This is a genomic window from Flavobacterium sp. LC2016-23 (assembly GCF_009674775.1).
In the GTDB taxonomy this organism is placed as follows: Bacteria; Bacteroidota; Bacteroidia; order Flavobacteriales; family Flavobacteriaceae; genus Flavobacterium.
Genome location: NZ_WKKE01000021.1, coordinates 19,472 through 42,643, shown reverse-complemented (window position 1 = coordinate 42,643; position 23,172 = coordinate 19,472). Strand labels below are relative to the sequence as shown.

Below are 23,172 nucleotides of genomic sequence, written 5' to 3'. Positions count from 1 at the left end.
AAGAATTTTTTAAAATTTAAAATTATAACTAACGGCAGGTACAATTCCGAAAATGGAAGTTTTTACGGCCTCATTTGCTCCGCTATCCACATTTTGTCTGAAATTTATCGAAGCGGCATTCTGTCGGTTGTATAAATTGTAAATGCTGAAAACCCATTCGCCTTTCCAATTTCTGTTTTTATTTTTTCTTGAAGTTAAAGTGGCTGAGACATCTAAATGGTGATAGGCCGGAAGACGGTTTTCATTCCTTAGTCCGTAGTTGGGAACTTTAATTCCTAAATATTCATATTGCGAATTTGGATAGGTGACCGGTTGTCCGGACTGTAAAGCAAAATTAGCACCAAAAGACCATTTGTCGTTTAAGTTGTAGGCAGATGTAATGGCTAAATTATGTGTTTTATCATAAGCAGAACTGTACCATTGCCCGTTGTTGATTCCGGTTTCTTCAGGAGTTCTTCCGGGGGTTTGCTGTTCTGATTTTGAGAGGGTGTACGAAATCCATCCGTTAAATTTGCCTTCATTTTTCTTAAACATAACTTCTAAACCGTAGGCTCTCATTTGCCCGTTTAGAATAACCTGTTCGATAGCATCGTTGGCAATTAAATCGGCACCGTCAATATAATCCAGTCTGTTTTGAATTTTCTTATAATACGTTTCCACTTCAAGCGAATAAGCCCCGTTATTGAGGTTCCTGAAATAACCCAGCGCGATCTGATCTGCAATTTGAGGTTTTATATATTTATCACTCGGCATCCAGACGTCAAGCGGAGTCGGGGATGAGGTATTCGAAATTAACTGAAGATATTGCGCCATTCGGTTATAACTTGCTTTAAAAGACTGATCATCATTTAATTGATAGGAAATAGCAAACCTCGGTTCTAAATTATTATAGTCCTGAATTACTTTGTTTTTACCAAAATAAGCTGTTGAAGTCGGCTTGCCTTTTTCGTAGATCTCTGTGTTTGTATTAAAAACAACGGGATTGTTATTTGCATAATAATTAACCGTAGAAGAACCCAGACGATAAAATAAACTGTAACGCAATCCGTAAGCGATGGTTATTTTTTTAGAAACCTGACTTTCGGCATCCAGATAAACAGAAGGTTCAAAAGCATATTTTTTATCTAATTGGTCCGGATTAATTCCTGAGGCCTCTCCGGTTGGTTTGATCGTTCCCGGATTGAATTCGTAATAAATGCCGCTTAACCCGTAGTTGAGTTTGAATTTGTCTGAAATATAATGTTTGAAATCGTATTTGATATTGTAATTTTTGATTCCTGAATCCCATTTGAATCCCACGAAATCCAGATCAAGACCGTAATAATAGTCGCTGTAAATCAGGGATAAATTAGAGAATAATTTATCGGAGAACAAATGATTCCAGCGCAGGTTCAGGGTTGCGTTTCCGTACGTGTTCGAAAAACTTTTGTTGATGCTGAAGACATCACGGCCAAAATAGCCGGACAGGTATAAACTGTTGTTGTCGTTTACCTTATAACTTAATTTGGTGTTTAAATCATAAAAATAGGCCGCATTATCTTTGTTGTCCTCTGATAATTTTAAAAATAAATGAGCGTAGGAAGCTCTTCCTCCAATCAAAAAGGAACCTTTGTCTTTTACCAGAGGTCCTTCAGCCAGAAGCCGGCTGGAGATTAATCCGATTCCGCCATTCATATGAAAATCTTTGCTGCTTCCGTCCTTCTGGTAAATATCTAAAACCGAGGATGCTCTTCCTCCATATCGCGCAGGAATTCCGCCTTTATATAATTTTAAATCTTTAATAGCGTCCGGATTAAAAACCGAGAAAAAACCAAATACGTGGGAAGAATTAAATATAGTGGCTTCATCCAGTAAAATCAAATTCTGATCGGCACCACCGCCACGGACATTAAATCCGGAAGCGCCTTCACCCGCATTCGTAACACCCGGAAGTAATAAAATCGATTTTAAAACATCGACTTCGCCCAAAACCACTGGCATCTTTTTGATAGTTGCAATAGAGAGTTTATTGGTACTCATTTCAGGAGATTTAATGTTGGCTTTTCCTTTATTATCGGTAATGACCACCTCCTGAAGTTCTTCTCCACCTTCATTCAGGGAGAAATTATTTTTAGTATTTTGATTTAAGTTAATTGTTTGCTGAATAGATTGATAACCCACATAACTGATTTCAATTTGTTGTTCCCCGGCAGGAACGGTTAACGAATAAAAGCCATATTCATTGGTTGTCGTTCCTATTTTTAAGGATGGAATGTAAATGTTGACGCCAATTAAGGTTTCATTGTTTTTATGGTCCGTGATAGTGCCGCTTAATGTGAATTTTTCCTGAGAAAAGGAGGTAAAGGAAGATAAAATAATGATAAGAAATACGATACTATTTTTTGAAATCATTGTATTGGTTTTGAATTACATAGTTAGGAATTCTTACGAAATATTACCGTGGAACGATTGTTAAACATTAGTTAAGAAAAAAAGGCAGCCGATCAGGGCTGCCTTAGATATAGAGGTAAAAATACTGACGTATTATTTTATTTCAGCAAGAATGGCATTGAATGTGGCACTAGGGCGCATTGCTTTGCTCACTAACTCAGGAGTTGGCTGATAGTAACCGCCAAGCGTTTGTGGTTTTCCCTGCGCTCCGATTAATTCCTCGTTAATTTTAGCTTCGTTCGCTTCAAATTGAGCAGCGATCGGAGTGAAAATAGCTTTTAATTCAGCATCTTTATTTTGGGCAGCCAAAGCCTGAGCCCAATAGAAAGCAAGGTAGAAATGAGAACCACGGTTGTCAATCTGTCCTACTTTACGAGCCGGAGATTTGTCATTTGCCAGGAATTTATCGTTGGCCTGATCTAAAGTTTCAGATAAGATAATGGCTTTAGAATTGTCTAAAGTCTGTCCTAAATGCTCCAGAGAAGCACCAAGCGCTAAAAACTCTCCTAATGAATCCCAACGTAAATAACCTTCTTCTGTAAATTGCTCCACGTGTTTTGGAGCAGAACCACCTGCACCGGTTTCGAACAAGCCGCCACCATTCATCAAAGGAACGATAGAAAGCATTTTAGCTGAAGTTCCTAATTCTAAAATCGGGAATAAATCAGTCAGGTAATCACGTAAAACATTTCCAGTTACAGAGATCGTGTCTAAACCTTTGATGATTCTGTCTAAAGTAAATTCAGTTGCAGCAACAGGGTTTAAGATACGGATATCTAAATTTGTTGTATTGTGATCTTTTAAATATTTCTGAACTTTTACGATTAATTCTCTGTCATGCGCTCTGTTTTCGTCTAACCAGAAAACAGCAGGAGTATCTGATAAACGTGCTCTGTTTACAGCCAGTTTAACCCAGTCCTGAATAGGAGCGTCTTTTGCCTGACACATTCTGAAAATGTCATTAGCTTCAACGTCCTGCTCCATTAAAACAGTTCCTTTATTGTCTAATACACGAACAACTCCGTCAGTACTTATTTGGAAAGTTTTGTCGTGAGATCCGTATTCTTCTGCTTTTTGAGCCATTAAACCTACGTTAGGAACACTTCCCATTGTTTTCGGGTCAAAAGCACCGTGTTTTTTACAGAAATTGATAGTAGCTGTATAAATTCCGGCGTAAGCACGATCCGGAATAACCGCGATTGTATCTTGTTGTTTTCCGTCTTTGTTGTACATCTGACCTGAAGTACGAATCATTGCCGGCATAGAAGCATCAACAATAACATCAGAAGGAACGTGCAGGTTTGTAATTCCTTTTTCAGAATTTACCATTGCCAAAGCCGGTCCGTTTTCGATTGCTTTTGTAATGTCAGCTTCAACTTCTGCCTGTTCCGGTCTTCCCGCAATTTTTGCGTAGATATCACCTAAACCATTACGGGTATCAATATTTAATTCAGTGAATAATTTTTCATATTTTTTGAAAAGATCAGCAAAATAAACTTCGACGATAGCGCCAAAGATAATTGGATCTGAAACTTTCATCATTGTTGCTTTTAAATGCACAGAAAGTAAAACACCTTCTTTTTTTGCATCAGCGATAGCTCCGGCAACAAAAGTTTTTAAAGCTTTTAAGTGCAATACAGAACTGTCGATGATTTCACCAGCTTTTAGAGGAGTACTTGCTTTTAAAACAGTGGTAGTACCGTCTTTTGCCACGAATTCGATTTTTACATCATTAGCCTCTGCAACAGTAAGTGATTTTTCACTTCCGTAGAAATCACCGTCCGGCATTGAAGCTACCTTTGTTTTGGAGTCAGCAGACCACGCACCCATTGAGTGTGGATTTGCTTTTGCAAAATTCTTAACCGCTCTTGGAGCTCTACGATCTGAATTTCCTTCACGTAAAACAGGATTTACGGCAGAACCTAACACCTTAGCGTATTTTGCTTTAATTTCCTTTTCAGCATCGTTTTGAGGATCTTCCGGGAAATTAGGGATATTGTATCCGTGCGATTGCAATTCAGTAATAGCAGCCTTTAATTGTGGTACTGATGCTGAAATGTTTGGTAATTTAATGATGTTAGCTTCCGGTTGCGTCGCTAACTGACCCAATTCTGCTAATGCATCTCCCGTTTTCTGAGCCTCTGTAAGAACTTCAGGAAAGTTAGATAAAATTCTGCCTGCCAAAGAGATATCTCTGGTTTCAATAGCGATACCGGCTGTAGCAGTAAAAGCCTGAACAATTGGTAGCAAAGAATAGGTCGCTAATAATGGCGCCTCATCCGTTAAGGTGTAAAAAATCTTTGAATTCTGTGTCATTTTTTTTTTTTTTTATAATCGTATCGCCAAGGGATGGCGATGTAAAAGGTATATTCGGCTCAGAATGAGCGGAGCAAATATAATAAAATCACTCCGAAAACGGTATAGTTTTACCAAGAATTACCGAAATTATCAGATTGTTATTTCGGGCTCGTTTAATTATCAAATCGATGATTTTGGTATTAAAAAATTACAGTTTTGATGAATCACAGGTAAAAGTCACCAATTTTGAAAAAGAGAAAGCTTTTCAGTTATATAAAAATAGTTTAAATTTGTATTTTTGTATGAAAAATTGTACGTTTGTATCGATAAAAAAACAGACATTAAAAGGGTAGCCTACATTGTGGAATATCTTTTTACAAGTTGTTTGTTATTAAACTTAATTATTATCTTTGAATTATGAGCACACTAACCAAACCAAGTCATATTGGCCGAAAAATCAGCCGTATTCGTGAACTGAGAGACATGAAACAGGAAGCTTTAGCACAGGCTTTAGGGACTAATCAGCAGGCTGTTTCAATTATAGAAAACAGTGAGACTATTGATGAAGAAAAGCTTGCAGAAGTTGCAAAAGCGCTTGGCGTTACCGTAGAAGCAATCAAGAATTTTTCAGAAGAAAATATGACTAGCTATTTTAATAGTTTCCATGATAACAGTTTTACAAATGGAGCATTTAATGCAAATCATTGTAATTTCAACCCATTGGATAAATTAATCGAAACTTTCCACGAAAAAGAAAAGCTTTACGAACGTTTGCTACAAGCTGAAAAAGATAAAATTGAATATTTGGAAAAACTATTGAAAAAGTAGGATACCCATTTTTCATTAAAATACAAACCGATGCTTTATAAGTGTCGGTTTTTTTATTTGGGTGTGTTCGCCGCGGCGAATCGGGCTATCCGTTTCAAGTCCTCGTACTTCCTTCGTCAGGCTGCGGGCTTTCCACTTCTGTCTCTCACGTAATCTAAGAAACCCGACAGGTTTTAAAAACCTGTCGGGTTTAGCTTGACTTGTCATTTCGACCGAAGGGAGAAATCTCCGCAAGAAACTCGACAAAGATTGGTCATTTTAGGAACGGAGTTTCTCACGAAGATTTCTCCTCCGTCGAAATGACAAGATTAAGCAGATAAAATCCGTTTTAATCTGTGTTTTCGCAAAGCGAATCCGCGTCATCCGTGTTCAATATTGTCGCCAATCTTTGTCGAATCCCGCGTGTGATTTCTCCTCCGTCGAAATGACAAACTAAACGAAAATATTGTTATGAAAACGATTGTCCTAGCCCCGATAGAAGTGGAAATCCTTTTGTGTAATGAAATGGAGCAAAAGATTGAAACGAATTGCTTCGCCAGTTCGCACTTTCAGGCTCGGGTGCGGGATTAGCTCCTGAAAAATTTAAAAATTAAGCACAAAAAAAAACTCGTTTCAAATAAATGAAACGAGCTTTTTTATAATAAAGAGATAATTGATTATCTTCTTTTATCTTTAATCTTAGCTTTTTTACCAGTAAGTTCTCTGAAGTAGAAAATTCTAGCTCTACGAACAGCTCCTTTTTTGTTGATTTCAATTTTTTGTAAAGCTGGTAAGTTTACCGGGAAGATACGCTCAACTCCGATAGCTCCAGACATTTTACGAATAGTGAAAGTTTCTGTGTTACCAGAACCTCTTCTTTGAATTACAACTCCTTTAAAAAACTGAGTTCTTGTTTTTTCACCCTCTTTAATTTCGTAGAAAACTGTGATAGTATCTCCAGCTCCGAAAACAGGGAAATCTTTTTTCTCAACTAATTCGGTTTGAACGAATTTCATTAAATCTGCCATGATATCTTTAATTATGGTTTTTATTATAGAGCAACATTCACGGATCTCGCCAGAGGTTAGTCTAATTCGGGTGCAAATGTAATTAAAAAAAGTTAAATTCCAATAAATTTAAATTCCAAATTCCAATTTCTTAACTAGTTGACTGTTTGGCGATTGTTAGTCTCGGTTTTCGGTTTTCAGTTTTCAGTCTTGGTTTTCACATTCCTACAACTGAGACTGAGACTGAGACTGAACACTAATATTGCGACTGAAAACTACTCCTGTCCTTCCAACAAGTCCGGTCGCCTGTTCTTGGTATGTTCATACGCCATATCTTCGCGCCATTTGTCGATTTTGGCAAAGTGGCCGCTGGTTAAAACTTCGGGAACTTTCCATCCTTTATAGTCTGCAGGTCTTGTGTATATAGGTCCTGAAAGTAAATTATCCTGGAAACTATCTGTCAAAGCTGAGGTTTCATCGCTTAGAACCCCCGGAATTAATCGGATTAGGGCATCGGATAAAACCAAAGCGCCTAGTTCGCCCCCGGATAACACATAATCGCCAATCGAGATTTCTTTGGTAATAAAATGATCGCGAACACGCTGATCTACACCTTTATAATGACCGCATAGAATGATGATATTTTCATACATCGACATCGTGTTGGCCATTTTTTGGTTCAGCGTTTCTCCGTCAGGGGACATATAGATGATTTCGTCGTACTCCCGTTCGCTTTTCAGATGCGTGATGCAGGCATCGATGGGTTGTACGGTCATGACCATTCCGGCACCTCCGCCAAACGGATAATCGTCGACACTTTTCTGTTTGTTGGTAGTGTAATCCCTTAAATTATGAAAATGAACTTCTACCAGGCCTTTGTCAATGGCACGTTTCATGATCGAAGCCTCAAACGGGCTTTTTAATAATTCCGGCAAAATCGTTATGATGTCAATTCGCATTTTTTTTCTTCAATAGTGTAAGCGGCAAAGATACAAAGTAAATATTTGTGAATTTTAAAGATTTAAAAAATCAGGAAATAACATGGTAAATGTCAATTTCAGATGTAATGCAGAAGCTTTTTTTTGTGAGAATCCTCTTTGTGAGTTAAAATAACATACTGATAAACAAATTGTTGTGTTTTTTACAAAGAAAAAACAGTACTTTTATGTAAGAAAATTGAAATACCACTAATAAATCTGAATTCTGATGAAAAAACACTATATATTGATCGTTATACTGTTGCTTAATGCAGCATGTACGAGTACGAAAAAATCCATGGATAGCTGGGTCGGAAAAACAAAACAAATTTTTATTAAGAATTCCGGACCACCTGTTCGCACCTTTCGCAATGATGACGGAGAAATACTTCTTTATGCCGATCAGGTTTATAAGAAAGCAGATAATACAAATGGATCTCCAATGACTGCCTCAAACTATTGGGAATATCTGTTTGTCTATATAAATAACGAAGGAAAAGTCACTTCCCTGAGAAAAGAAAAACAAAATTACCCACCACAACAAATTGATGCGAGCTTACTAAAGAACACAAATTCAATTAGTGCCAAATAAAAAAAATCTTCCGCAGAATGATTCCTTTTTTTACTTAATTTAGGATACGATATAAAATCCTCTAAATCCTAAATGATGAAGAAAGTATTTTTGGTATTAAGCACAGCGCTATTAGTTGGTTCCTGCAATAATCAGGTAAAATCACCCAATTTAGATCCAACTGAAAAAGAAAAAATAGTAAAACAGTATTTTGCGTATTTCAACAAACATCAATGGAAAGAAATGGCAGCGATGTATGCTCCTGTATCCGATTTTAAAGATCCGTCGTTCGGTAAAGAAATGATTACGCAGACCAGAAAACAAACTATTGATAAGTACGCATCGCTTGAGGCTGTTTTTCCGGACCTGCATGATGAAATTGTCAATATCTATCCTTCAGATGAGAAACATATTATTGTGGAATTTGTTTCCACCGGAACGGCTTCGGACGGATCAAAATTTAAGCTGCCGATCTGTACTATCTTTACCATTGAGAACGGAAAAATAACAAAAGATTTTACTTATTTTGATAATTTCGATGATTCTAAATCTAATAAATAAGGTTAGTTTTACTTTCTTAATTACAAGATAAAAAATGACTTCCAGACGTACTTTTATAATCAACGGCAGCCTTGCTACTGCGGCAGTTTTGGCTGTGCCGTCATTCGCTTTTACTATGAAAAAAAAAGAAATTGGTCTGCAATTGTATACGTTGCGGGAAGAACTTCCAAAAGATATAAAAGGCACTTTAGAGAAAGTGTCTTCAGCCGGATTTACAACTGTGGAGACGTATGGTTTTTCGATCAGGGACCAGTTTTGGGGACTTACACCAGCTCAGTTCAAAGAAATACTGGACATAAACCACTTAAAAGCAGTAAGCGGACATTATGGCGTAGGTTCTTTTTTGGCTGATGGAGAAACAACGGAACTTAAAGCGGCAATTGCAGCTGCGAGAACTTTAAAAAGTGACTATCTTACCATTCCGTGGGTTGATCCGCCTTTTAGAAAAAACAGCGATGATTATAAAAAAATTGCCGGCCGCTTAAACGAAGCCGGTAAAATGTGTCGGGATGCAGGTCTGAAATTAGCGTATCACAATCATGATTTCGAATTTGAAAATCATAACGGAGTTACAGGTTATGAAATTTTACTAAAAGATACTGATAAGGACCTCGTATATTTCGAAATGGATTTATACTGGGTGGTGTATGCCGGGAAAGATGCGTTGCAATTATTTCGGGAAAATCCAGGACGTTTTACCATGTGGCATGTAAAAGACATGGATAAGTTTAAACCGGCTTTAAATACCGAAGTTGGTTCCGGATCGATTGATTTTAAACCCATTTTTAACGAAGCAGAACAGGCCGGAATGAAATATTTTTTTGTAGAACAGGAGAATAATTTTGCTCCTGATTCTTTCGATTCCATAAAAAAAAGCTGTGATTTTATTCTGAATAGCCTAACCCTTAAATAATTAAAATCGTAAACAATAAAAAACGAATGGAACTAAATGTAAAAAGAGAGGTGGAAAGAGCAATTGGCGGATTGTTTTTCATGATTATAAATACAGTAATATGGACGTTAATTGCCGAATATTATTTAGAAAATAAAGACAATAAAATGGTTGGATTACTGATTGGGATGGTCATTCTGGTCTTTTTGTTTTTTTATGTTCGTTTTACAAAATTTCAAAAAACAATACCTGATACTGCTGTTGAGAGTAAAACGCAGGAAGAAGAAAAAAAGGACAAACGTTTTCTTTGGATTTTGGGTCTGGAGGGATTAGGAATCTTTTTGGCAAAAAACATACTCATCAATATCAATCACAACGAATTGTTCATTCCGTTTTTTGCCTTAATAGTCGGCCTGCACTTTTTTCCTTTAGGGAAATTGTTCAAAAGGAAGTTCGATTATTATATGGGAATCTGGACTTCTACAGTGGCGATTATCGGACTTTATATGATAATTGAAAAAGTGACAACGGTAAATTTTGCCAATGCAATCGTGAGTATCTGCTGTGCCATTTCAACGATTTGTTATGGCGTAAAAATGATAGTAAGCGGTCAGAAAGCAATACAAAATAAATAAAAACTCATAACTGAGAAATATGAAAAAACTAGGACTTGTAGGAGGGATCAGCTGGGTTTCGACCATTGATTACTATCGATTTATAAATGAAGGAATCAACGAAAAATTAGGGGGTCTTAATTTTGCCGAATGCATTATTTATTCTTTAAACTTTGATGATTTTCAAAGAAATAACACCAATGGAAATTGGGATGCCACTTTCGAATTGCTTTTAAATGCCTGTAAAAGCCTCGAAAAAAGCGGTGCTGATGCCATTGTTTTATGCGCCAATACGGCCCATGCAGTTTCAGACCGGCTGGAACAGGAAATTAAATTGCCTGTTATTCACGTAGCAACAGCTACCGCAAACGCCATTAACAAACAAGGATTAAAAAAAGTCGGTTTACTGGGGACGAAATTCACGATGGAAATGGAGTTTTACATCAAAAAACTGGCAGAAAACAATATAGAGGCCATTGTTCCTTTCCTTCAGGACGAAAGAGATTTTATTCAGCAGACCCTGAAAGAAGAGTTAGGACGCGGAATCATCAAAGAACAAACCAAAAGAGCCTATCTTTCTATTATTGAAAAACTTATTGAGAACGGTGCCGAAGGAATTATTCTGGGCTGTACCGAAATTCCGTTGTTAATCAGTCAGGAAGATGTTTCGGTTCCGGTTTTTGATACTACTAAAATTCATTCAGAAGCAGCCGTAGATTTTGCTGTTTCAGCAGAGTAAATCGAAATGACGGGACAAAAGGAAAAAATACTGGCTATTTCAGGAAGTACCAGAAAGAATTCCAGTAATTTTAAAATTCTGAAATTCATTTCTGAAAATATAAATAAGGAATTTGAGGTTGAACTATTTGAAGAGCTCGAAAGTCTTCCGCATTTTAATCCTGACTTAGATACCGAACATCCACCTGAAGCAGTTGTTAAGTTCAGGAGTAAAATTGCAGAAGCAGCAGGCGTATTGATTTGCACGCCTGAATATGTTTTCAGTTTGCCGGGCAGTCTGAAAAATGCATTGGAATGGTGCGTTTCAACAACCGTTTTTTCGAATAAAAAAGTGGGTTTGATTACCGCTTCGGCATCAGGAGAAAAAGGGCACGAACAATTAGGTTTAATCATGAAAACCATTGAAGCTAAATTTACGGATGAGACCCAACTTTTGATACAGGGAATCAGAGGAAAATTAAATGCTGAAGGAACTATTACAGATGAAAAAACGTTACATGCTATTTTAGCATTCATTACTAATTTTGAAAAAGAAATCGGGGAAGTTAAATTAAAATAAAAAGAATATGCAAAGTTCAGAGACGAGCAAAGAATTTATAAAAGGTGACGAAATAGAGTGGGAAGTTGTCGGAGAAGGCATTAAACGAAAAATTCTGGCTTATAACGATCAGGCCATGCTGGTGAATGTTCACTTTGAAAAAGGCGCTATTGGTGTTTTGCACGAACATTATCATACGCAGGTCACTTATATTTCCAGCGGTACATTTGATGTGACGATCAGCGGGGTTACAGAGACTTTAAAAGAAGGAGACAGTTTTTATATTCCGCCGCATGCGATTCATGGAGTGTTATGCCTGGAAAGCGGTACTTTGACCGATGTTTTTAGTCCGTTGCGTGAGGATTTTTTGAAATGATAACGTTTTGAATCGCAATAGAATTGATAAATGAAGCCGTTAACTGCATTGTAGCGTTGCGAAATTTATACTTTTTTTTAAGTTTAGGTTACAATTAGAATAGTATTTTTGCAAAATGAATCTATCCAAAACGAATGTCTTATTTATGGCAGCCTGCACTGGACTTATAGTTGCCAATCTGTATTACTGCCAGCCCCTTATTGTTTTAATTGCTAACGAATTTAAAATTCCGGAAGCCAATGCCGGTACGATTACTTATCTTACCCAGGCTGGTTACGCGATTGGTTTGTTTTTTATGGTACCGCTTGGTGACAAGATCGAACGTAAAAAACAAATTCTGATGACCACTTTTGCTTCGGTAATTGCTTTAATTATCGCCGCTACGGCCAAAAGCTTTTTTATATTACAAATCGCGTCTTTATTTTTGGGTATTACTTCGATAGTACCCCAGCTTATTTTGCCTTTGGCAGCTTCTTTAACGGCACCTGAACAACGCGGTAAAGTAGTAGGAACTATTATGAGCGGTTTGCTGGTGGGAATTTTACTTTCCAGAACCTTAAGCGGATTTATCGGTCAGCTTTTTGGCTGGAGGTCCATGTTTTGGATTGCAGCCGGAATCTGTCTTTTGATCTTTTTTGCTATTCAGAAGAAATTTCCGGTCAACAAACCTCAATTTCAGGGGTCTTACGGTCAATTGATTAGATCACTTTTTACACTGATCAAAACCCAGCCCGTTCTAAGAGAGGCTACTTTAATCAATGTCTTTTGTTTTGCACAGTTTGGTGCTTTCTGGACAACGATGGTATTGTTGCTTTCAGGAGAACCATTTAATTTCAATAGTGCCACAATTGGACTTTTTGGAATTGTAGGCGCTTCAGGAGCTTTGGCAGCGCCATTGGTTGGTAAAATGGGTGATAAAGGAAATCCAAGGGTTGCAGTGGGCTATGGGTGTTTACTGATGTTGATCAGTTTTATCACTTTTTACTTTTCAATCGAAAGCGTAATAGGAATAATTATCGGAATCGTTTTTATCGACATCGGAATTCAGGGGGTGCATATCTCCAACCAAACCAGGGTATATTCGCTTTTGCCGGAAGCCAGAAACAGGCTAAATACCGTATTTATGTCCTTTAGTTTTCTGGGTACTGCTGCCGGATCTGCCTACGGATTATTATTATGGAAGCTTGGCGGATGGCATGTCGTTGCGATGGGCTGTGCTCTTTTGGCAATAGCAGCATTAGTAGTGTACGGACTTAGTTATAAATCAATCCCGAAGTCCCGGGATAAAAAATAGAAAGCACAAATTGATATAAAATTAATTTGTAAATTTGCATTCAAATTAAAAATAACAACAATGGAAAACGGAATATACGCTAAATTCAATACCAGCAAAGGGTCGATTTTAGTAAAATTGACACACGACTTAACACCGGGAACAGTGGGTAACTTCGTAGGACTGGCTGAAGGAAACTTAGAAAATAAAATTAAACCACAAGGAAATAAATATTACGACGGATTATCATTTCACCGTGTAATTCCTGATTTCATGATCCAGGGAGGTTGCCCTCAGGGAACAGGAACAGGTGGTCCTGGTTACAAATTTGATGATGAGTTTCACCCAGGTTTAAAACACGATCGTCCGGGAGTATTAGCCATGGCAAATTCAGGCGTAGGAACAAACGGATCTCAATTTTATATTACACACGTTCCAACTTCATGGTTAGACGGAAAACATACTGTTTTTGGTCACGTAGTGGAAGGACAGGATATCGTTGATGCAATTGCTCAGGGCGATGCTCTTGAAACTGTTGAAATCGTAAGAGTAGGAGAAGAAGCTGAAAAATGGAATGCTATCGAAGCTTTCAGAGTTTTTGAAGGTTCCCGTGCCAAACTTGAAGCTGCTGAAAAAGCGGCTGCTGAAGCTAAAATGGAAGAACTTGCTGCCGGTTTTGATAAAACAGAAAGCGGTTTACGATACAAAATGATTCAAAAAGGAGATGGTAAAAGAGCGGAAGCCGGTAAAACAGTTGCGGTTCACTACGAAGGATCTTTAGAAACCGGAAAAGTTTTTGATTCTTCTTACCCACGCAAAAAACCAATCGAATTCAGATTAGGTCAGGGTCAGGTTATCGAAGGATGGGATGAAGGTATCGCTTTATTGCAGGTTGGAGACAAAGCCCGTTTTGTTATTCCGTCTCATTTAGCTTACGGATCTGCTGGTGCAGGGGGAGTTATTCCGCCAAACGCAACTTTGATTTTTGATGTTGAATTAATGGAAGTAAAGTAAGTAATTAGACAACTTCTAAATAGTCTTAAATAAGGAATCCCGTTCGCTTGCCGAATGGGATTTTTTTTATATTTACTTCAAAAATAAAACTGAATGAAATCAAAAATTATAACTCTTGCAGCACTAGTCTTATTCGTGGTTTCCTGCGGTACTCAAAAGTCGGCTCCGGTTGCAGCAACTGAGCCAGCAGCACCAACGGCTACTGAAACTGCTAAAGCTGTAACACTTACGCCTGAACTTGCAGAAGGTCAGAATTTGTACGAAAACAATTGTGCAAAATGCCACAAATTATTTGAGCCGAAAAAATTCACACAGGAAGAATGGTCGCCAATCCTTGTGAGAATGGGCAAAAAAGCACATTTAGATGGGGTACAAATGACATCGATTACGAATTATATTAACTCGCAATTGTAAAAAAATAAAAAAAAGCATTCTGAATCAGGATGCTTTTTTTTGATTAAACATAAAAAAGCACCTTCAAAGATGAGGTGTTTAATTTTTTATTTCCATTTGATATTACAGCCCACACTCGGTTTTTGAGGATCTTTTAAGCTTCTGTTGTAAATAAGCGCATCTATCGCACTACGCAAATCACTTCCGCTTAAAGGAATACCATTATTGGGTCTTGAATCATCCAGTTGTCCCCGATAAAATAAGCGGTCCCTATTGTCAAATAAAAAGAAATCAGGAGTACAGGCTGCATCAAAAGCTTTGGCTACTTCCTGTGTCTCATCGAATAAATACGGAAAATCGATTTTGTTGTGAAAAGCAAATTCGGTCATCATTTCGGGCGAATCCTGAGGGAATTTTTCAATATCGTTGCTCGAAATGGCAATTACACCGATTCCCTGTACGCGGTAATCATTTGCAATCATAACGATTTCATTAATTACGTGAAGTACATACGGACAGTGGTTGCACATAAAAATCACAAGTGTCCCTTTCGATCCTTTTAGATCTTCAAACGAATAGGTGTCATTAGAATTGGTGTCTTTCAGTCTGAATTCCGGAGCAATTGTTCCAAGAGCCAGCATGTTTGAAGAAGTTTGTGACATTTTTATAAAGAATTGATTACTCAAAAATAACCTTAATATTCTTTAAAAAAAAGCAGAAGAGGATTAAAAAAAATATCCAAAGCGTTTAAGAAGAACTTAAAATGCGCTTTGGATATTTGCTATAGGCAGATTACGAATTTAAGAAATTCAGTAAATCATTGTTTAGTCTTTCTCTTTCGGTGTAAAATAGGCCGTGCGGTGCGCCTTCATACACCATATAAGTGCTTTCTCGGATACCTTCAGCAGCTTTTTTGGATGTCAGTTCAATAGGAACTATTTTGTCGTCATCACCATGAATAATTAAGGTCGGAACCTTTACAAAATTCAGTTCATCCCTGAAATCGGTAAACGAAAAAGATTCAGCACATTTTAAAGTCGCTCTTGGAGAGGCAACAGAGCAAAGATTTCTATAATACTCCAGTAAAGGCGTACTTAAAGGCTTGTTGATGATGTTTACGCCAAAGAATGTTTTTCCGAAATTATCTATAAAAGCAATTCGGTCTTCCTTAATGGCATTTGCGGTAGTTTCACTTTTTTCTCTTGGATGTCCGTCAGGATTGTCATTCGTTTTTAGTAAAAAAGGAATAACAGAAGAAATCAAGGCCGCTTTGGTAACTCCTTTTCCACCATGACGGCTAAAATAACGAACTACTTCACCGCCGCCCATAGAAAAACCGACAAGTGTAGCATCTGTTAATTCTAATTGTTCGATAATTTCCTGTAAATCATCAGATAAAGTGTCATAATCGTAACCATCCCAGGGTTGTGATGATTTACCAAATCCACGACGGTCATAGGCAATAACCCTGAAACCATTCTGAACCAGGAATTCAATCTGATACTCCCACATTTCATTAGAAAGCGGCCAGCCATGAATAAGAATTACAGGTTTGCCCTGACCGTAATCTTTTACATAAAGTCTTACGTTTTGGGCTGTTTCTATATATTTATCGGTATGAACTTGTTTTAGGTTTGACTCAAAATTTTTCTCTGAAAGTGTTGAGTTGATGACATTATTTTCCATTTTTATCTTTTTTTTAACGTTAGCATGCTAATCTGTAATGTAAAATTAGAGGCTAACCTAAAAAAAGGGTTATAGAATTAGTGGTAATACTTACAAAATTAATAGGTTTGTAAATACTAAAAAAAGTACAATATGGATTTATCCTGGAATGAATTTGAAAGAACTGACATGCGTGTCGGAACAATACTGGAAGTAAATGATTTTCCTGAAGCAAGAAAACCGGCCTATCAGCTCACGATTGATTTCGGTTCCGAAATTGGTATCCGAAAATCATCAGCCCAAATTACAAAGCGCTATCAAAAAGAGGAGTTGTTAAACCGACAAATTGTTGCTGTAGTCAACTTCCCCAAAAAACAAATCGGAAAATTCATGAGTGAATGTCTCGTGCTGGGTGCGGTAGGCGAAGAAGGAGATGTTATTTTACTGGCTCCGGATTTTAAAATAGAGAATGGGCTTCGGATTGGTTAGTTTTTAGTCTCAGTTTACAGTCGCAGTCTCAGTCCCAGTTTACAGACACAATTGACACTGAAGACTGCGACTGGGACTGCTAACTTGCATGGACTGAAAACTGCGACTGTAAACTACACTAAAGAGTATTAATTTTTGCAATTAATTGTTGTAAAATCAGCTGCCCTTCTTCCCAGTATTTTAAATCGGAGTCAGAGTTGATATGACCTTGCTGTCCCACATTGATAAAATCGCTGCCCCATCTTTCTGCCAGATATTTTTTTCTCTCGAAAGAGGCATAGGGATCGTTTTCACTTGCTACAACAATGGATGGAAAAGGTAACTTTGAAGTGGGTATAGGTGAAAAATTCCGAACCGATTCAGGAGTGTGCTGAGGTGAATCTACATCGGCAGGAGCAACTAATAAAGCTCCCACAATGTTTTTATTCGTATGTGAAGCAGCCCAGTGTAAAACGAGGGAAACAGCTAAACTGTGCGCCACAAGAATAGTCGGTTGGTCTAATTTTGAAATTTCTTCTTTTAATCTTTCGAGCCATTCTTCTCTGATGGGCTCATCCCAATTGTCCTGAACAATCCTTTTGGAGTTTTTGAATTTTTCATGCCAGAAAGTTTGCCAGTGTTTTTCGCCTGAGTTTCCGAGTCCCGGTAGTATTAATAAATTAGTTTCCATTGCCGTGGATTTTTAAGTTTAGTTTAATTTTTGATGTTCTTTTATAATTCGGTTTACTTCATTGACAAGTAACGGGAAAGCGGGTTCAGTCATTCCGTGTCCGTAGCCGTCCAGTTCAAAAAGTTTGGTTTGTTTGTGTCCGACCAATTTCATCATGCGCGCCAAATAGGCGTTTTCTTCGTAACGGCCTAACATTTCGAGTTCGCGGTCCCCGGTTATTAATAATAAAGGCGGAGCATCGGCACGAACGTAAAAAAGCGGTGCAAAAGCATCAATTGTGGGTTGTGTCTCCGGAATTCCGTTTTCTCTTCTGATTTCAAAATGGGTGATGCATTGGGCACTAAACGGAATAAGACCTGCAATTTTATTAGCATCAATGCCTTCTTTTTGCAGCCATTTTTTGTCCAGTCCGGTCATTGCAGCTAAATATCCTCCCGCAGAATGCCCTGAAACGAAGATCAGCGAAGGATCACCCCCGTAACCCGCAATGTTGTTAAATGTCCAGGCAATGGCAGCGGCGGCGTCTTCGATGCTTTTTGCTGCTTTTACTTTTGGGGATAATCTGTAATTTATACCAATAACAGCAAAACCCTTATTTTTTAAAGCTTCCGGAATTTCCTTGTTTCCTCCGGTCAGTCCTCCGCCATGGAACCAGATAATAGTGGCGAAATTTTTAATGTTCGTTGGATAATAAATGTCTAATACGCAACGTTCATTGATATAAGAATCAGACTTATTGACAGCTGAATTGTAATACTGGATATTTAGTTTGGTTTCATATGCTGTTTTTTGAGCAAAAGAAGAAATTGCAAATAAGAAGAAACTAAGTAAAAGAAATATTTTTTTCATTTTTATAAGGTATTAACCAGAAATGGTGGTTTTAGCAAGATTCTAAAAATCGACTAGTCCAAAATCTGAAAATCTAAACTTAAATATATAAAAAAAGTCCAAAATGCAGGACATATTGGACTCGTACTTTTTAAAAAGTTATGTAGGACTAAATATCGTCAAAATCAATATCAGTAAAGCTGGATCTTTGTCCTTCAGGTTTATCAGAACCGTATTCTTTTTTAAAATCTTTCTGATGTCTTTCAGAGATTACTTCTTCGCCCTTGTGGTTCAGGACGTATGAAGTCATTTCTTCAAGTATTTCGGCAAAAGCACCAAAATCTTCTTTGTATAAGTAAATTTTGTGTTTTTTAAAGTGAAAAGAACCATCTTCCTCAGTGAATTTTTTGCTCTCAGTAATCGTGATATAATAATCGTCAGCTTTCGTAGCTCTTACATCAAAGAAATAAGTTCTTCTCCCTGCTCGTAATACTTTAGAAAAAATCTCTTCTTTTTCTAACATGTCATTTTCTCTCATAATACGTTCTATCATTTTTGGAATTAATAGTACTCAAAAATCATAAAAATTTATCTATTACGCAACAATTAAAGTAATTCTTTTTCCGAAAGTTGTTTTAAATATAACGCTGCATAATAACCGTCCTGATTTATTAATTGATTATGAGAGCCTTGTTGAATGATTTTACCGTCTTCCAAAATGATTATTTTGTCGGCATTTTTGGCGGATGATACCCGATGACTGACTATTATTGTAGTTTTATCTTTACAGATTTCGAACAAATTATTCAGGATCGTTTCTTCTGTTTCTGTATCGACAGCAGACAGACAATCGTCAAAAAGTAAAATCGCAGGATTTTTAATAATGGCCCTTGCAATCGATACACGCTGCTTCTGGCCACCGGAAAGGGTGATGCCCCTTTCTCCTAAAATGGTGTCGTATTGTTTGTTGAAAGCCATGATATTATCATGAACTACAGCATTTTGTGCTGCTTCAATTACTTGTTCATCAGTCGCATTCCGGTTGCCGAATTTGATGTTGTTTTTAATCGTATCCGAAAATAAAAAAGCGTCCTGAGGCACAATCCCGATATTGTTTCTTAGGTCATTTAAGTTTAAAGTGCTTATTTCATTCTGGTCAATGGTTATTCTTCCGTCCGTAACATCATACAAACGGGAAATAAGGGACAATATGGTTGATTTTCCGGAACCTGTTTTTCCGAGAATAGCTAAAGTTTCTCCTTTTTTGACGGTGAACGTTACATTTTTTAAAGCTTCAATATTGGTGTCTTCATACGTATAACTCACATTTTCAAAAGAAATAGAACCCTGGATATCGGATGGATTTTCATTGTTATTTTTGATTTCCGGTTCAATTTTCAAAAATTCATTCAGACGTTTCTGGGAAGCTTCTGCCTCCTGTACCATCGAAGAAACCCATCCCAATGAGGCTACAGGCCAGGTTAGCATGTTAACGTATAAAATAAACTCTGCGATTGTTCCGATATTCTGAATCGTTCCGTTGATGTACATCATTCCTCCGAAATAAATCACAACCAGATTACTGATTCCGATCAGGGCAATCATCAGAGGGCCAAAAAGCGATTGCACTTTTGCGAGGTTTAAACTTTTTCTTTTGCTTTCGTCGGCAAGGGCGATCATGTTGTTCTGATGCTGATTCTCCAAAGAATAAGCTTTAATTACACGGATTCCTGAAAATATTTCCTGAGAAAAACTGGAAACTTTAGATAAATATTGTTGAAAAATAGTACTCCTTTTATTGATTTCGGAACTCAGTTTAAAAATACAATATGAAAGTATCGGCAGTGGTAATATGGTATACAAGGTCAGTAATGGCGATACATTGTACATATAAATAATCACGATGGCAAAACGAATAAAGGTATTGATCGTATACATAACCGCAGGACCCACATACATGCGGACTTTTGAAACGTCTTCGCTGATTCGGTTCATCAAATCCCCGGTCCTGTTTTGTTTGTAGAAGTTTTGGGACAGGTTTTCATATTGCCTGAAGACTTCGTTTTTTAAATCGAATTCCACATGACGTGACATAACAATTAAAGTCTGACGCATTAAGAAGGTTAAAAAACCTGCAACAATTGTAGTGGCTATGATTAGCAATACGTTATGAATTAAATCCTGATGATAAGAGGCGATAATAACTTTTGATGCCTGGTCGGCTTTGGGCAGTTTGTCAAACTTTTCAATGGCGTTTAAAGACTTGCTAATCAGCTTTGGAGTAAATAAGGAAAATATTTGTGCGATTATGGTGATTAAAATTCCCAGTGAAAAACTATATTTATATTTAATGAAATATTTGTTTAAATAGCGTAATTCTTTCATTTTTTTAAGATATTCAATGTTGAAATGATATTGATTTTATAAATTACTTTCAATTAAAAGCAATAGAAACTGTAATTTAGTCAATATAAATCGATTGTTAATTTGTTATTATAAGGATAAAATATTAGCACATGTGTATTTTTTGTTTATGTTTGAGATGTCTTTTTGACAAATTCATAATTTTAACAAATAAATAGTAACGCTATGGATGCAACTTTCGCAACTGGAAAAGAACTTCAAAAAATGGATCCTGTTTTTGGTCAGTTATCTTTTAACGATCACGAACAAATTGTATTTTGCAATGACAAAGATACAGGTTTAAAAGCAATTATTGGTATTCATAATTCAGTTATGGGACCGGCTTTAGGAGGTACCAGAATGTGGAATTATAATACGGAATGGGAAGCTTTAAACGATGTTTTGCGTCTTTCAAGAGGTATGACTTATAAATCTGCAATTACCGGACTTAATATTGGTGGCGGAAAAGCAGTAATTATTGGTGATGCCAAAACACAAAAAACACCGGAGCTTATGCGTAAATTCGGTGAATTTGTACACTCGCTGAGCGGAAGATATATTACAGCTGAAGATGTCGGAATGGAAACCAAAGACATGGACACTGTGAGAGATGTAACGCCTTACGTTACGGGTATCTCAGAAGAAAGAGGAGGTTCAGGAAATCCTTCTCCGGTAACCGCTTATGGTGTTTACCTGGGAATGAAAGCTGCTGCTAAAAGTAAGTTTGGTTCTGATGTTTTAGAAGGTAAAAAAGTTTTGGTTCAGGGAATTGGACACGTTGGTGAAACTTTGGTAGAATATCTTACTAAAGAAGGAGCGCAGGTTTTTATTACGGATATTAACGAAGAGAAATTATATCAGGTAGCTCAAAAATACAACGCAACCATATTTACAGGAGAAGATTTATATACGGCCGATGTTGATATTTATGCACCATGTGCCATGGGAGCGACAATCAACGATGATACCGTAAACAAAATAAAAGCTAAAGTGATTGCCGGTGCTGCCAACAATCAATTAGCTGATGAAAATATTCACGGGGCAAGATTATCAGAAAGAGGTATTTTATATGCACCTGACTTCCTGATTAACGCTGGTGGAATCATCAATGTTTATGCTGAATTAGAGCATTATGGCAAAGAAGAAATCATGCGCAAAACCGAAAATATCTATAACACTACTTTAGAAATTATCGATTATGCCGTGAAAAACGGAATGACAACACATAAAGCGGCACTTACCATTGCTCAGAATCGTATCGATTTAAGAAAAATCGAGAACGCAGCTAAGAAGTAGTTTTTTATAGTCTCAGTTTACAGTCTTAGTCTCAGTCTCAGTCTCAGTCGCAGTCGCAGTCGCAGTTTCGCAAGTGAAAACTGTGACTGTGACTGAGACTTTTTTCATTCTGTATACTGCGACTGTGACTTAATACTGCAAACTGAGACTAAACGCTGCGACTTTTTTTACTCGTACTACTGAGACTGCCAAACTGCGACTGCGACTAAACACTGTGACTGCTTTTTGTTCGAAAATTAATGGATTTAAATTTTAATATCAGTTCTTAAATACTTATTTTTGCAGACTAATTTTTAAATGTTCTTACAAGGTGGTAAATAGAAGACACATACGCGTTAAGGTAATGCAGTCCATTTATGCAATGCATCAAAGCGGTTCTGACAATATGGAAAAAGAAGAGAAGTTTCTTTTTTACAGTATTGATAATATTCAGGATTTATATTTAATAATGCTATCTTCATTGATAGAGATCTGTAAAAAAGAATCTGTTTTTTTACATCTGTCAAGTAAAAAACATCTTGCCACTGCAGCAGAACGTAATCCAAATGAAAAATTTATCAAGAACAAAATTTTTCAGCTGCTTGCCGAAAGTAACTCCCTTAGTATCGCTTTAGAAAATCGTAAAATCAATAACTGGTCGTTAAATGATGATTATATTTTATTGCTTTTAAATGATATCAAGTCGAGTGAATTGTACGCCAACTACATGAAGACTACGACGAATACTTTTCAGGAAGACAGACAATTTATTGTAGATCTTTTTGCTGATGTTATTGTTCCGAATGATAAATTGTATGAATACCTGGAAGACGATAAGTTAACCTGGGTTGATGATATTCCTGTTGTAAATACGCATATTATCAAACAACTGAAAGCTATCAAAACTGAAGATCCGGATGATTTCAGAGTGCCGAAATTGTACAAAGATGTGGAAGATAAAGATTTTGCAAAAGATTTGTTCAGAAGAACAGTTTTAAACGAATCTATTTTAGCAAAAGAATACGAAGACAAAACACCAAATTGGGACAGCGATCGTATTGCGGAAATTGATACAATTATTCTAAAAATGGCAATTTGTGAGTTTTTAAAATTCCCTTCCATTCCGGTAAAAGTAACACTTAACGAATATTTAGAAATTGCTAAAGAGTATTCTACGCCAAAAAGCAGTATTTTTATCAACGGAATTTTAGATAATCTGGTTAAAGAGCTGGAAGCCAACAAAAAGATGATTAAAGTAGGAAGAGGTTTGATGTAATTGAAAGTAAATTTTCAATTTTTTTAAATTCCAAATTCCAATGAAGTTGTCACTCTGAGCGAAGACGAAGAGCCAAA

At 36.9% G+C, this 23,172-nt stretch carries 24 protein-coding genes; 14 read left to right on the top strand and 10 right to left on the bottom strand.

What is annotated here, in order from left to right:
- Positions 1–9: 9 nt before the first annotated feature.
- Both GJU43_RS17430 and GJU43_RS17425 read right to left on the bottom strand, forming a co-directional pair.
- Positions 10–2,391 (bottom strand): TonB-dependent receptor, encoded by a 2,382-nt coding sequence (locus GJU43_RS17430; protein WP_154342350.1) that lies wholly within the window; start codon positions 2,389–2,391, stop codon positions 10–12.
- Between the two features lie 132 nt (positions 2,392–2,523).
- Positions 2,524–4,746, bottom strand: a complete 2,223-nt coding sequence (locus GJU43_RS17425) for an NADP-dependent isocitrate dehydrogenase (RefSeq protein WP_154342348.1) — start codon at positions 4,744–4,746, stop codon at positions 2,524–2,526.
- Between the two features lie 399 nt (positions 4,747–5,145).
- Here GJU43_RS17425 and GJU43_RS17420 point away from each other — a divergent pair, with 399 nt between their 5' ends.
- The gene (locus GJU43_RS17420) at positions 5,146–5,556 is read left to right on the top strand and encodes a helix-turn-helix domain-containing protein (protein ID WP_154342346.1); all 411 of its coding nucleotides are present in this window, start codon (positions 5,146–5,148) and stop codon (positions 5,554–5,556) included.
- A 656-nt stretch (positions 5,557–6,212) separates the two neighbouring features.
- Here the strand turns inward: GJU43_RS17420 and rplS are convergent.
- Together rplS and trmD are read right to left on the bottom strand one after the other, a co-directional pair.
- Positions 6,213–6,563 (bottom strand): 50S ribosomal protein L19, encoded by a 351-nt coding sequence (gene rplS / locus GJU43_RS17415; RefSeq protein WP_059116142.1) that lies wholly within the window; start codon positions 6,561–6,563, stop codon positions 6,213–6,215.
- A 254-nt stretch (positions 6,564–6,817) separates the two neighbouring features.
- A complete protein-coding gene (trmD, locus tag GJU43_RS17410; protein ID WP_127336879.1) occupies positions 6,818–7,501 on the bottom strand; it encodes a tRNA (guanosine(37)-N1)-methyltransferase TrmD in 684 nt (227 codons plus the stop codon).
- A 247-nt stretch (positions 7,502–7,748) separates the two neighbouring features.
- On the opposite strand from trmD, the gene GJU43_RS17405 reads away from it, so the two are divergent.
- The 10 genes from GJU43_RS17405 (at position 7,749) to GJU43_RS17360 (ending at position 14,510) form a co-directional block, all read left to right on the top strand.
- The gene (locus GJU43_RS17405; RefSeq protein ID WP_154342344.1) at positions 7,749–8,111 is read left to right on the top strand and encodes a hypothetical protein; all 363 of its coding nucleotides are present in this window, start codon (positions 7,749–7,751) and stop codon (positions 8,109–8,111) included.
- 72 nt (positions 8,112–8,183) lie between these two features.
- Entirely contained in the window at positions 8,184–8,651 is a 468-nt protein-coding gene (locus GJU43_RS17400; RefSeq protein WP_229655076.1) for a nuclear transport factor 2 family protein, read from the top strand.
- A gap of 34 nt (positions 8,652–8,685) precedes the next feature.
- Positions 8,686–9,564: a sugar phosphate isomerase/epimerase gene (locus GJU43_RS17395; RefSeq protein WP_154342342.1), complete on the top strand. Its 879-nt coding sequence runs from the start codon at positions 8,686–8,688 to the stop codon at positions 9,562–9,564.
- A gap of 26 nt (positions 9,565–9,590) precedes the next feature.
- A complete protein-coding gene (locus tag GJU43_RS17390; protein ID WP_154342339.1) occupies positions 9,591–10,178 on the top strand; it encodes a hypothetical protein in 588 nt (195 codons plus the stop codon).
- A 19-nt stretch (positions 10,179–10,197) separates the two neighbouring features.
- Entirely contained in the window at positions 10,198–10,896 is a 699-nt protein-coding gene (locus tag GJU43_RS17385) for an aspartate/glutamate racemase family protein (RefSeq protein ID WP_154342337.1), read from the top strand.
- 6 nt (positions 10,897–10,902) lie between these two features.
- Positions 10,903–11,454: an NADPH-dependent FMN reductase gene (locus GJU43_RS17380; RefSeq protein WP_154342335.1), complete on the top strand. Its 552-nt coding sequence runs from the start codon at positions 10,903–10,905 to the stop codon at positions 11,452–11,454.
- Between the two features lie 7 nt (positions 11,455–11,461).
- The gene (locus GJU43_RS17375) at positions 11,462–11,809 is read left to right on the top strand and encodes a cupin domain-containing protein (RefSeq protein ID WP_154342333.1); all 348 of its coding nucleotides are present in this window, start codon (positions 11,462–11,464) and stop codon (positions 11,807–11,809) included.
- A 145-nt stretch (positions 11,810–11,954) separates the two neighbouring features.
- The gene (locus GJU43_RS17370) at positions 11,955–13,103 is read left to right on the top strand and encodes an MFS transporter (protein WP_229655075.1); all 1,149 of its coding nucleotides are present in this window, start codon (positions 11,955–11,957) and stop codon (positions 13,101–13,103) included.
- A gap of 60 nt (positions 13,104–13,163) precedes the next feature.
- A complete protein-coding gene (locus GJU43_RS17365) occupies positions 13,164–14,096 on the top strand; it encodes a peptidylprolyl isomerase (protein ID WP_154342328.1) in 933 nt (310 codons plus the stop codon).
- A 93-nt stretch (positions 14,097–14,189) separates the two neighbouring features.
- The gene (locus GJU43_RS17360) at positions 14,190–14,510 is read left to right on the top strand and encodes a c-type cytochrome (RefSeq protein WP_154342327.1); all 321 of its coding nucleotides are present in this window, start codon (positions 14,190–14,192) and stop codon (positions 14,508–14,510) included.
- Between the two features lie 86 nt (positions 14,511–14,596).
- Here GJU43_RS17360 and GJU43_RS17355 read toward each other — a convergent pair whose 3' ends face one another.
- Positions 14,597–15,151, bottom strand: a complete 555-nt coding sequence (locus GJU43_RS17355; RefSeq protein WP_154342325.1) for a thioredoxin family protein — start codon at positions 15,149–15,151, stop codon at positions 14,597–14,599.
- A 130-nt stretch (positions 15,152–15,281) separates the two neighbouring features.
- Complete coding sequence (locus tag GJU43_RS17350) at positions 15,282–16,175, bottom strand: alpha/beta fold hydrolase (protein ID WP_154342323.1); 894 nt, start codon at positions 16,173–16,175, stop codon at positions 15,282–15,284.
- Positions 16,176–16,307: 132 nt separating this feature from the next.
- Here GJU43_RS17350 and GJU43_RS17345 point away from each other — a divergent pair, with 132 nt between their 5' ends.
- On the top strand, positions 16,308–16,643 hold the full coding sequence (locus GJU43_RS17345; RefSeq protein ID WP_154342321.1) for a tRNA-binding protein: 336 nt from the start codon (positions 16,308–16,310) through the stop codon (positions 16,641–16,643).
- A 118-nt stretch (positions 16,644–16,761) separates the two neighbouring features.
- On the opposite strand, the gene GJU43_RS17340 is transcribed toward GJU43_RS17345, so the two are convergent.
- The 4 genes from GJU43_RS17340 to GJU43_RS17325 form a co-directional block, all read right to left on the bottom strand.
- A complete protein-coding gene (locus GJU43_RS17340; protein ID WP_154342319.1) occupies positions 16,762–17,313 on the bottom strand; it encodes an alpha/beta hydrolase in 552 nt (183 codons plus the stop codon).
- A gap of 18 nt (positions 17,314–17,331) precedes the next feature.
- Positions 17,332–18,162, bottom strand: coding sequence for an alpha/beta hydrolase (locus GJU43_RS17335; protein WP_154342318.1), 831 nt, complete (start codon positions 18,160–18,162; stop codon positions 17,332–17,334).
- A gap of 148 nt (positions 18,163–18,310) precedes the next feature.
- Complete coding sequence (locus GJU43_RS17330) at positions 18,311–18,679, bottom strand: PUR family DNA/RNA-binding protein (protein ID WP_026981839.1); 369 nt, start codon at positions 18,677–18,679, stop codon at positions 18,311–18,313.
- A gap of 68 nt (positions 18,680–18,747) precedes the next feature.
- On the bottom strand, positions 18,748–20,526 hold the full coding sequence (locus tag GJU43_RS17325; RefSeq protein WP_154342316.1) for an ABC transporter ATP-binding protein: 1,779 nt from the start codon (positions 20,524–20,526) through the stop codon (positions 18,748–18,750).
- A gap of 204 nt (positions 20,527–20,730) precedes the next feature.
- On the opposite strand from GJU43_RS17325, the gene GJU43_RS17320 reads away from it, so the two are divergent.
- Complete coding sequence (locus tag GJU43_RS17320) at positions 20,731–21,840, top strand: Glu/Leu/Phe/Val dehydrogenase (RefSeq protein ID WP_154342314.1); 1,110 nt, start codon at positions 20,731–20,733, stop codon at positions 21,838–21,840.
- A 343-nt stretch (positions 21,841–22,183) separates the two neighbouring features.
- Positions 22,184–23,095, top strand: a complete 912-nt coding sequence (nusB, locus tag GJU43_RS17315) for a transcription antitermination factor NusB (protein ID WP_154342454.1) — start codon at positions 22,184–22,186, stop codon at positions 23,093–23,095.
- Positions 23,096–23,172 lie beyond the last annotated feature (77 nt).

What these genes read in the sequence shown, in the direction of transcription:
- rplS (WP_059116142.1), bottom strand. Translation starts at nt 6,563, where the DNA reads ATGGCAGATTTAATGAAATTCGTTCAAACCGAATTAGTTGAGAAAAAA.
- GJU43_RS17325 (WP_154342316.1), bottom strand. Translation starts at nt 20,526, where the DNA reads ATGAAAGAATTACGCTATTTAAACAAATATTTCATTAAATATAAATAT.
- GJU43_RS17390 (WP_154342339.1), top strand. Translation starts at nt 9,591, where the DNA reads ATGGAACTAAATGTAAAAAGAGAGGTGGAAAGAGCAATTGGCGGATTG.
- GJU43_RS17365 (WP_154342328.1), top strand. Translation starts at nt 13,164, where the DNA reads ATGGAAAACGGAATATACGCTAAATTCAATACCAGCAAAGGGTCGATT.
- GJU43_RS17385 (WP_154342337.1), top strand. Translation starts at nt 10,198, where the DNA reads ATGAAAAAACTAGGACTTGTAGGAGGGATCAGCTGGGTTTCGACCATT.
- GJU43_RS17405 (WP_154342344.1), top strand. Translation starts at nt 7,749, where the DNA reads ATGAAAAAACACTATATATTGATCGTTATACTGTTGCTTAATGCAGCA.
- GJU43_RS17395 (WP_154342342.1), top strand. Translation starts at nt 8,686, where the DNA reads ATGACTTCCAGACGTACTTTTATAATCAACGGCAGCCTTGCTACTGCG.
- GJU43_RS17430 (WP_154342350.1), bottom strand. Translation starts at nt 2,391, where the DNA reads ATGATTTCAAAAAATAGTATCGTATTTCTTATCATTATTTTATCTTCC.
- GJU43_RS17380 (WP_154342335.1), top strand. Translation starts at nt 10,903, where the DNA reads ATGACGGGACAAAAGGAAAAAATACTGGCTATTTCAGGAAGTACCAGA.
- GJU43_RS17350 (WP_154342323.1), bottom strand. Translation starts at nt 16,175, where the DNA reads ATGGAAAATAATGTCATCAACTCAACACTTTCAGAGAAAAATTTTGAG.
- GJU43_RS17335 (WP_154342318.1), bottom strand. Translation starts at nt 18,162, where the DNA reads ATGAAAAAAATATTTCTTTTACTTAGTTTCTTCTTATTTGCAATTTCT.
- GJU43_RS17345 (WP_154342321.1), top strand. Translation starts at nt 16,308, where the DNA reads ATGGATTTATCCTGGAATGAATTTGAAAGAACTGACATGCGTGTCGGA.
- GJU43_RS17340 (WP_154342319.1), bottom strand. Translation starts at nt 17,313, where the DNA reads ATGGAAACTAATTTATTAATACTACCGGGACTCGGAAACTCAGGCGAA.
- GJU43_RS17355 (WP_154342325.1), bottom strand. Translation starts at nt 15,151, where the DNA reads ATGTCACAAACTTCTTCAAACATGCTGGCTCTTGGAACAATTGCTCCG.
- GJU43_RS17330 (WP_026981839.1), bottom strand. Translation starts at nt 18,679, where the DNA reads ATGAGAGAAAATGACATGTTAGAAAAAGAAGAGATTTTTTCTAAAGTA.
- GJU43_RS17425 (WP_154342348.1), bottom strand. Translation starts at nt 4,746, where the DNA reads ATGACACAGAATTCAAAGATTTTTTACACCTTAACGGATGAGGCGCCA.
- GJU43_RS17370 (WP_229655075.1), top strand. Translation starts at nt 11,955, where the DNA reads ATGGCAGCCTGCACTGGACTTATAGTTGCCAATCTGTATTACTGCCAG.
- nusB (WP_154342454.1), top strand. Translation starts at nt 22,184, where the DNA reads ATGCAGTCCATTTATGCAATGCATCAAAGCGGTTCTGACAATATGGAA.
- GJU43_RS17360 (WP_154342327.1), top strand. Translation starts at nt 14,190, where the DNA reads ATGAAATCAAAAATTATAACTCTTGCAGCACTAGTCTTATTCGTGGTT.
- GJU43_RS17320 (WP_154342314.1), top strand. Translation starts at nt 20,731, where the DNA reads ATGGATGCAACTTTCGCAACTGGAAAAGAACTTCAAAAAATGGATCCT.
- GJU43_RS17400 (WP_229655076.1), top strand. Translation starts at nt 8,184, where the DNA reads ATGATGAAGAAAGTATTTTTGGTATTAAGCACAGCGCTATTAGTTGGT.
- trmD (WP_127336879.1), bottom strand. Translation starts at nt 7,501, where the DNA reads ATGCGAATTGACATCATAACGATTTTGCCGGAATTATTAAAAAGCCCG.
- GJU43_RS17420 (WP_154342346.1), top strand. Translation starts at nt 5,146, where the DNA reads ATGAGCACACTAACCAAACCAAGTCATATTGGCCGAAAAATCAGCCGT.
- GJU43_RS17375 (WP_154342333.1), top strand. Translation starts at nt 11,462, where the DNA reads ATGCAAAGTTCAGAGACGAGCAAAGAATTTATAAAAGGTGACGAAATA.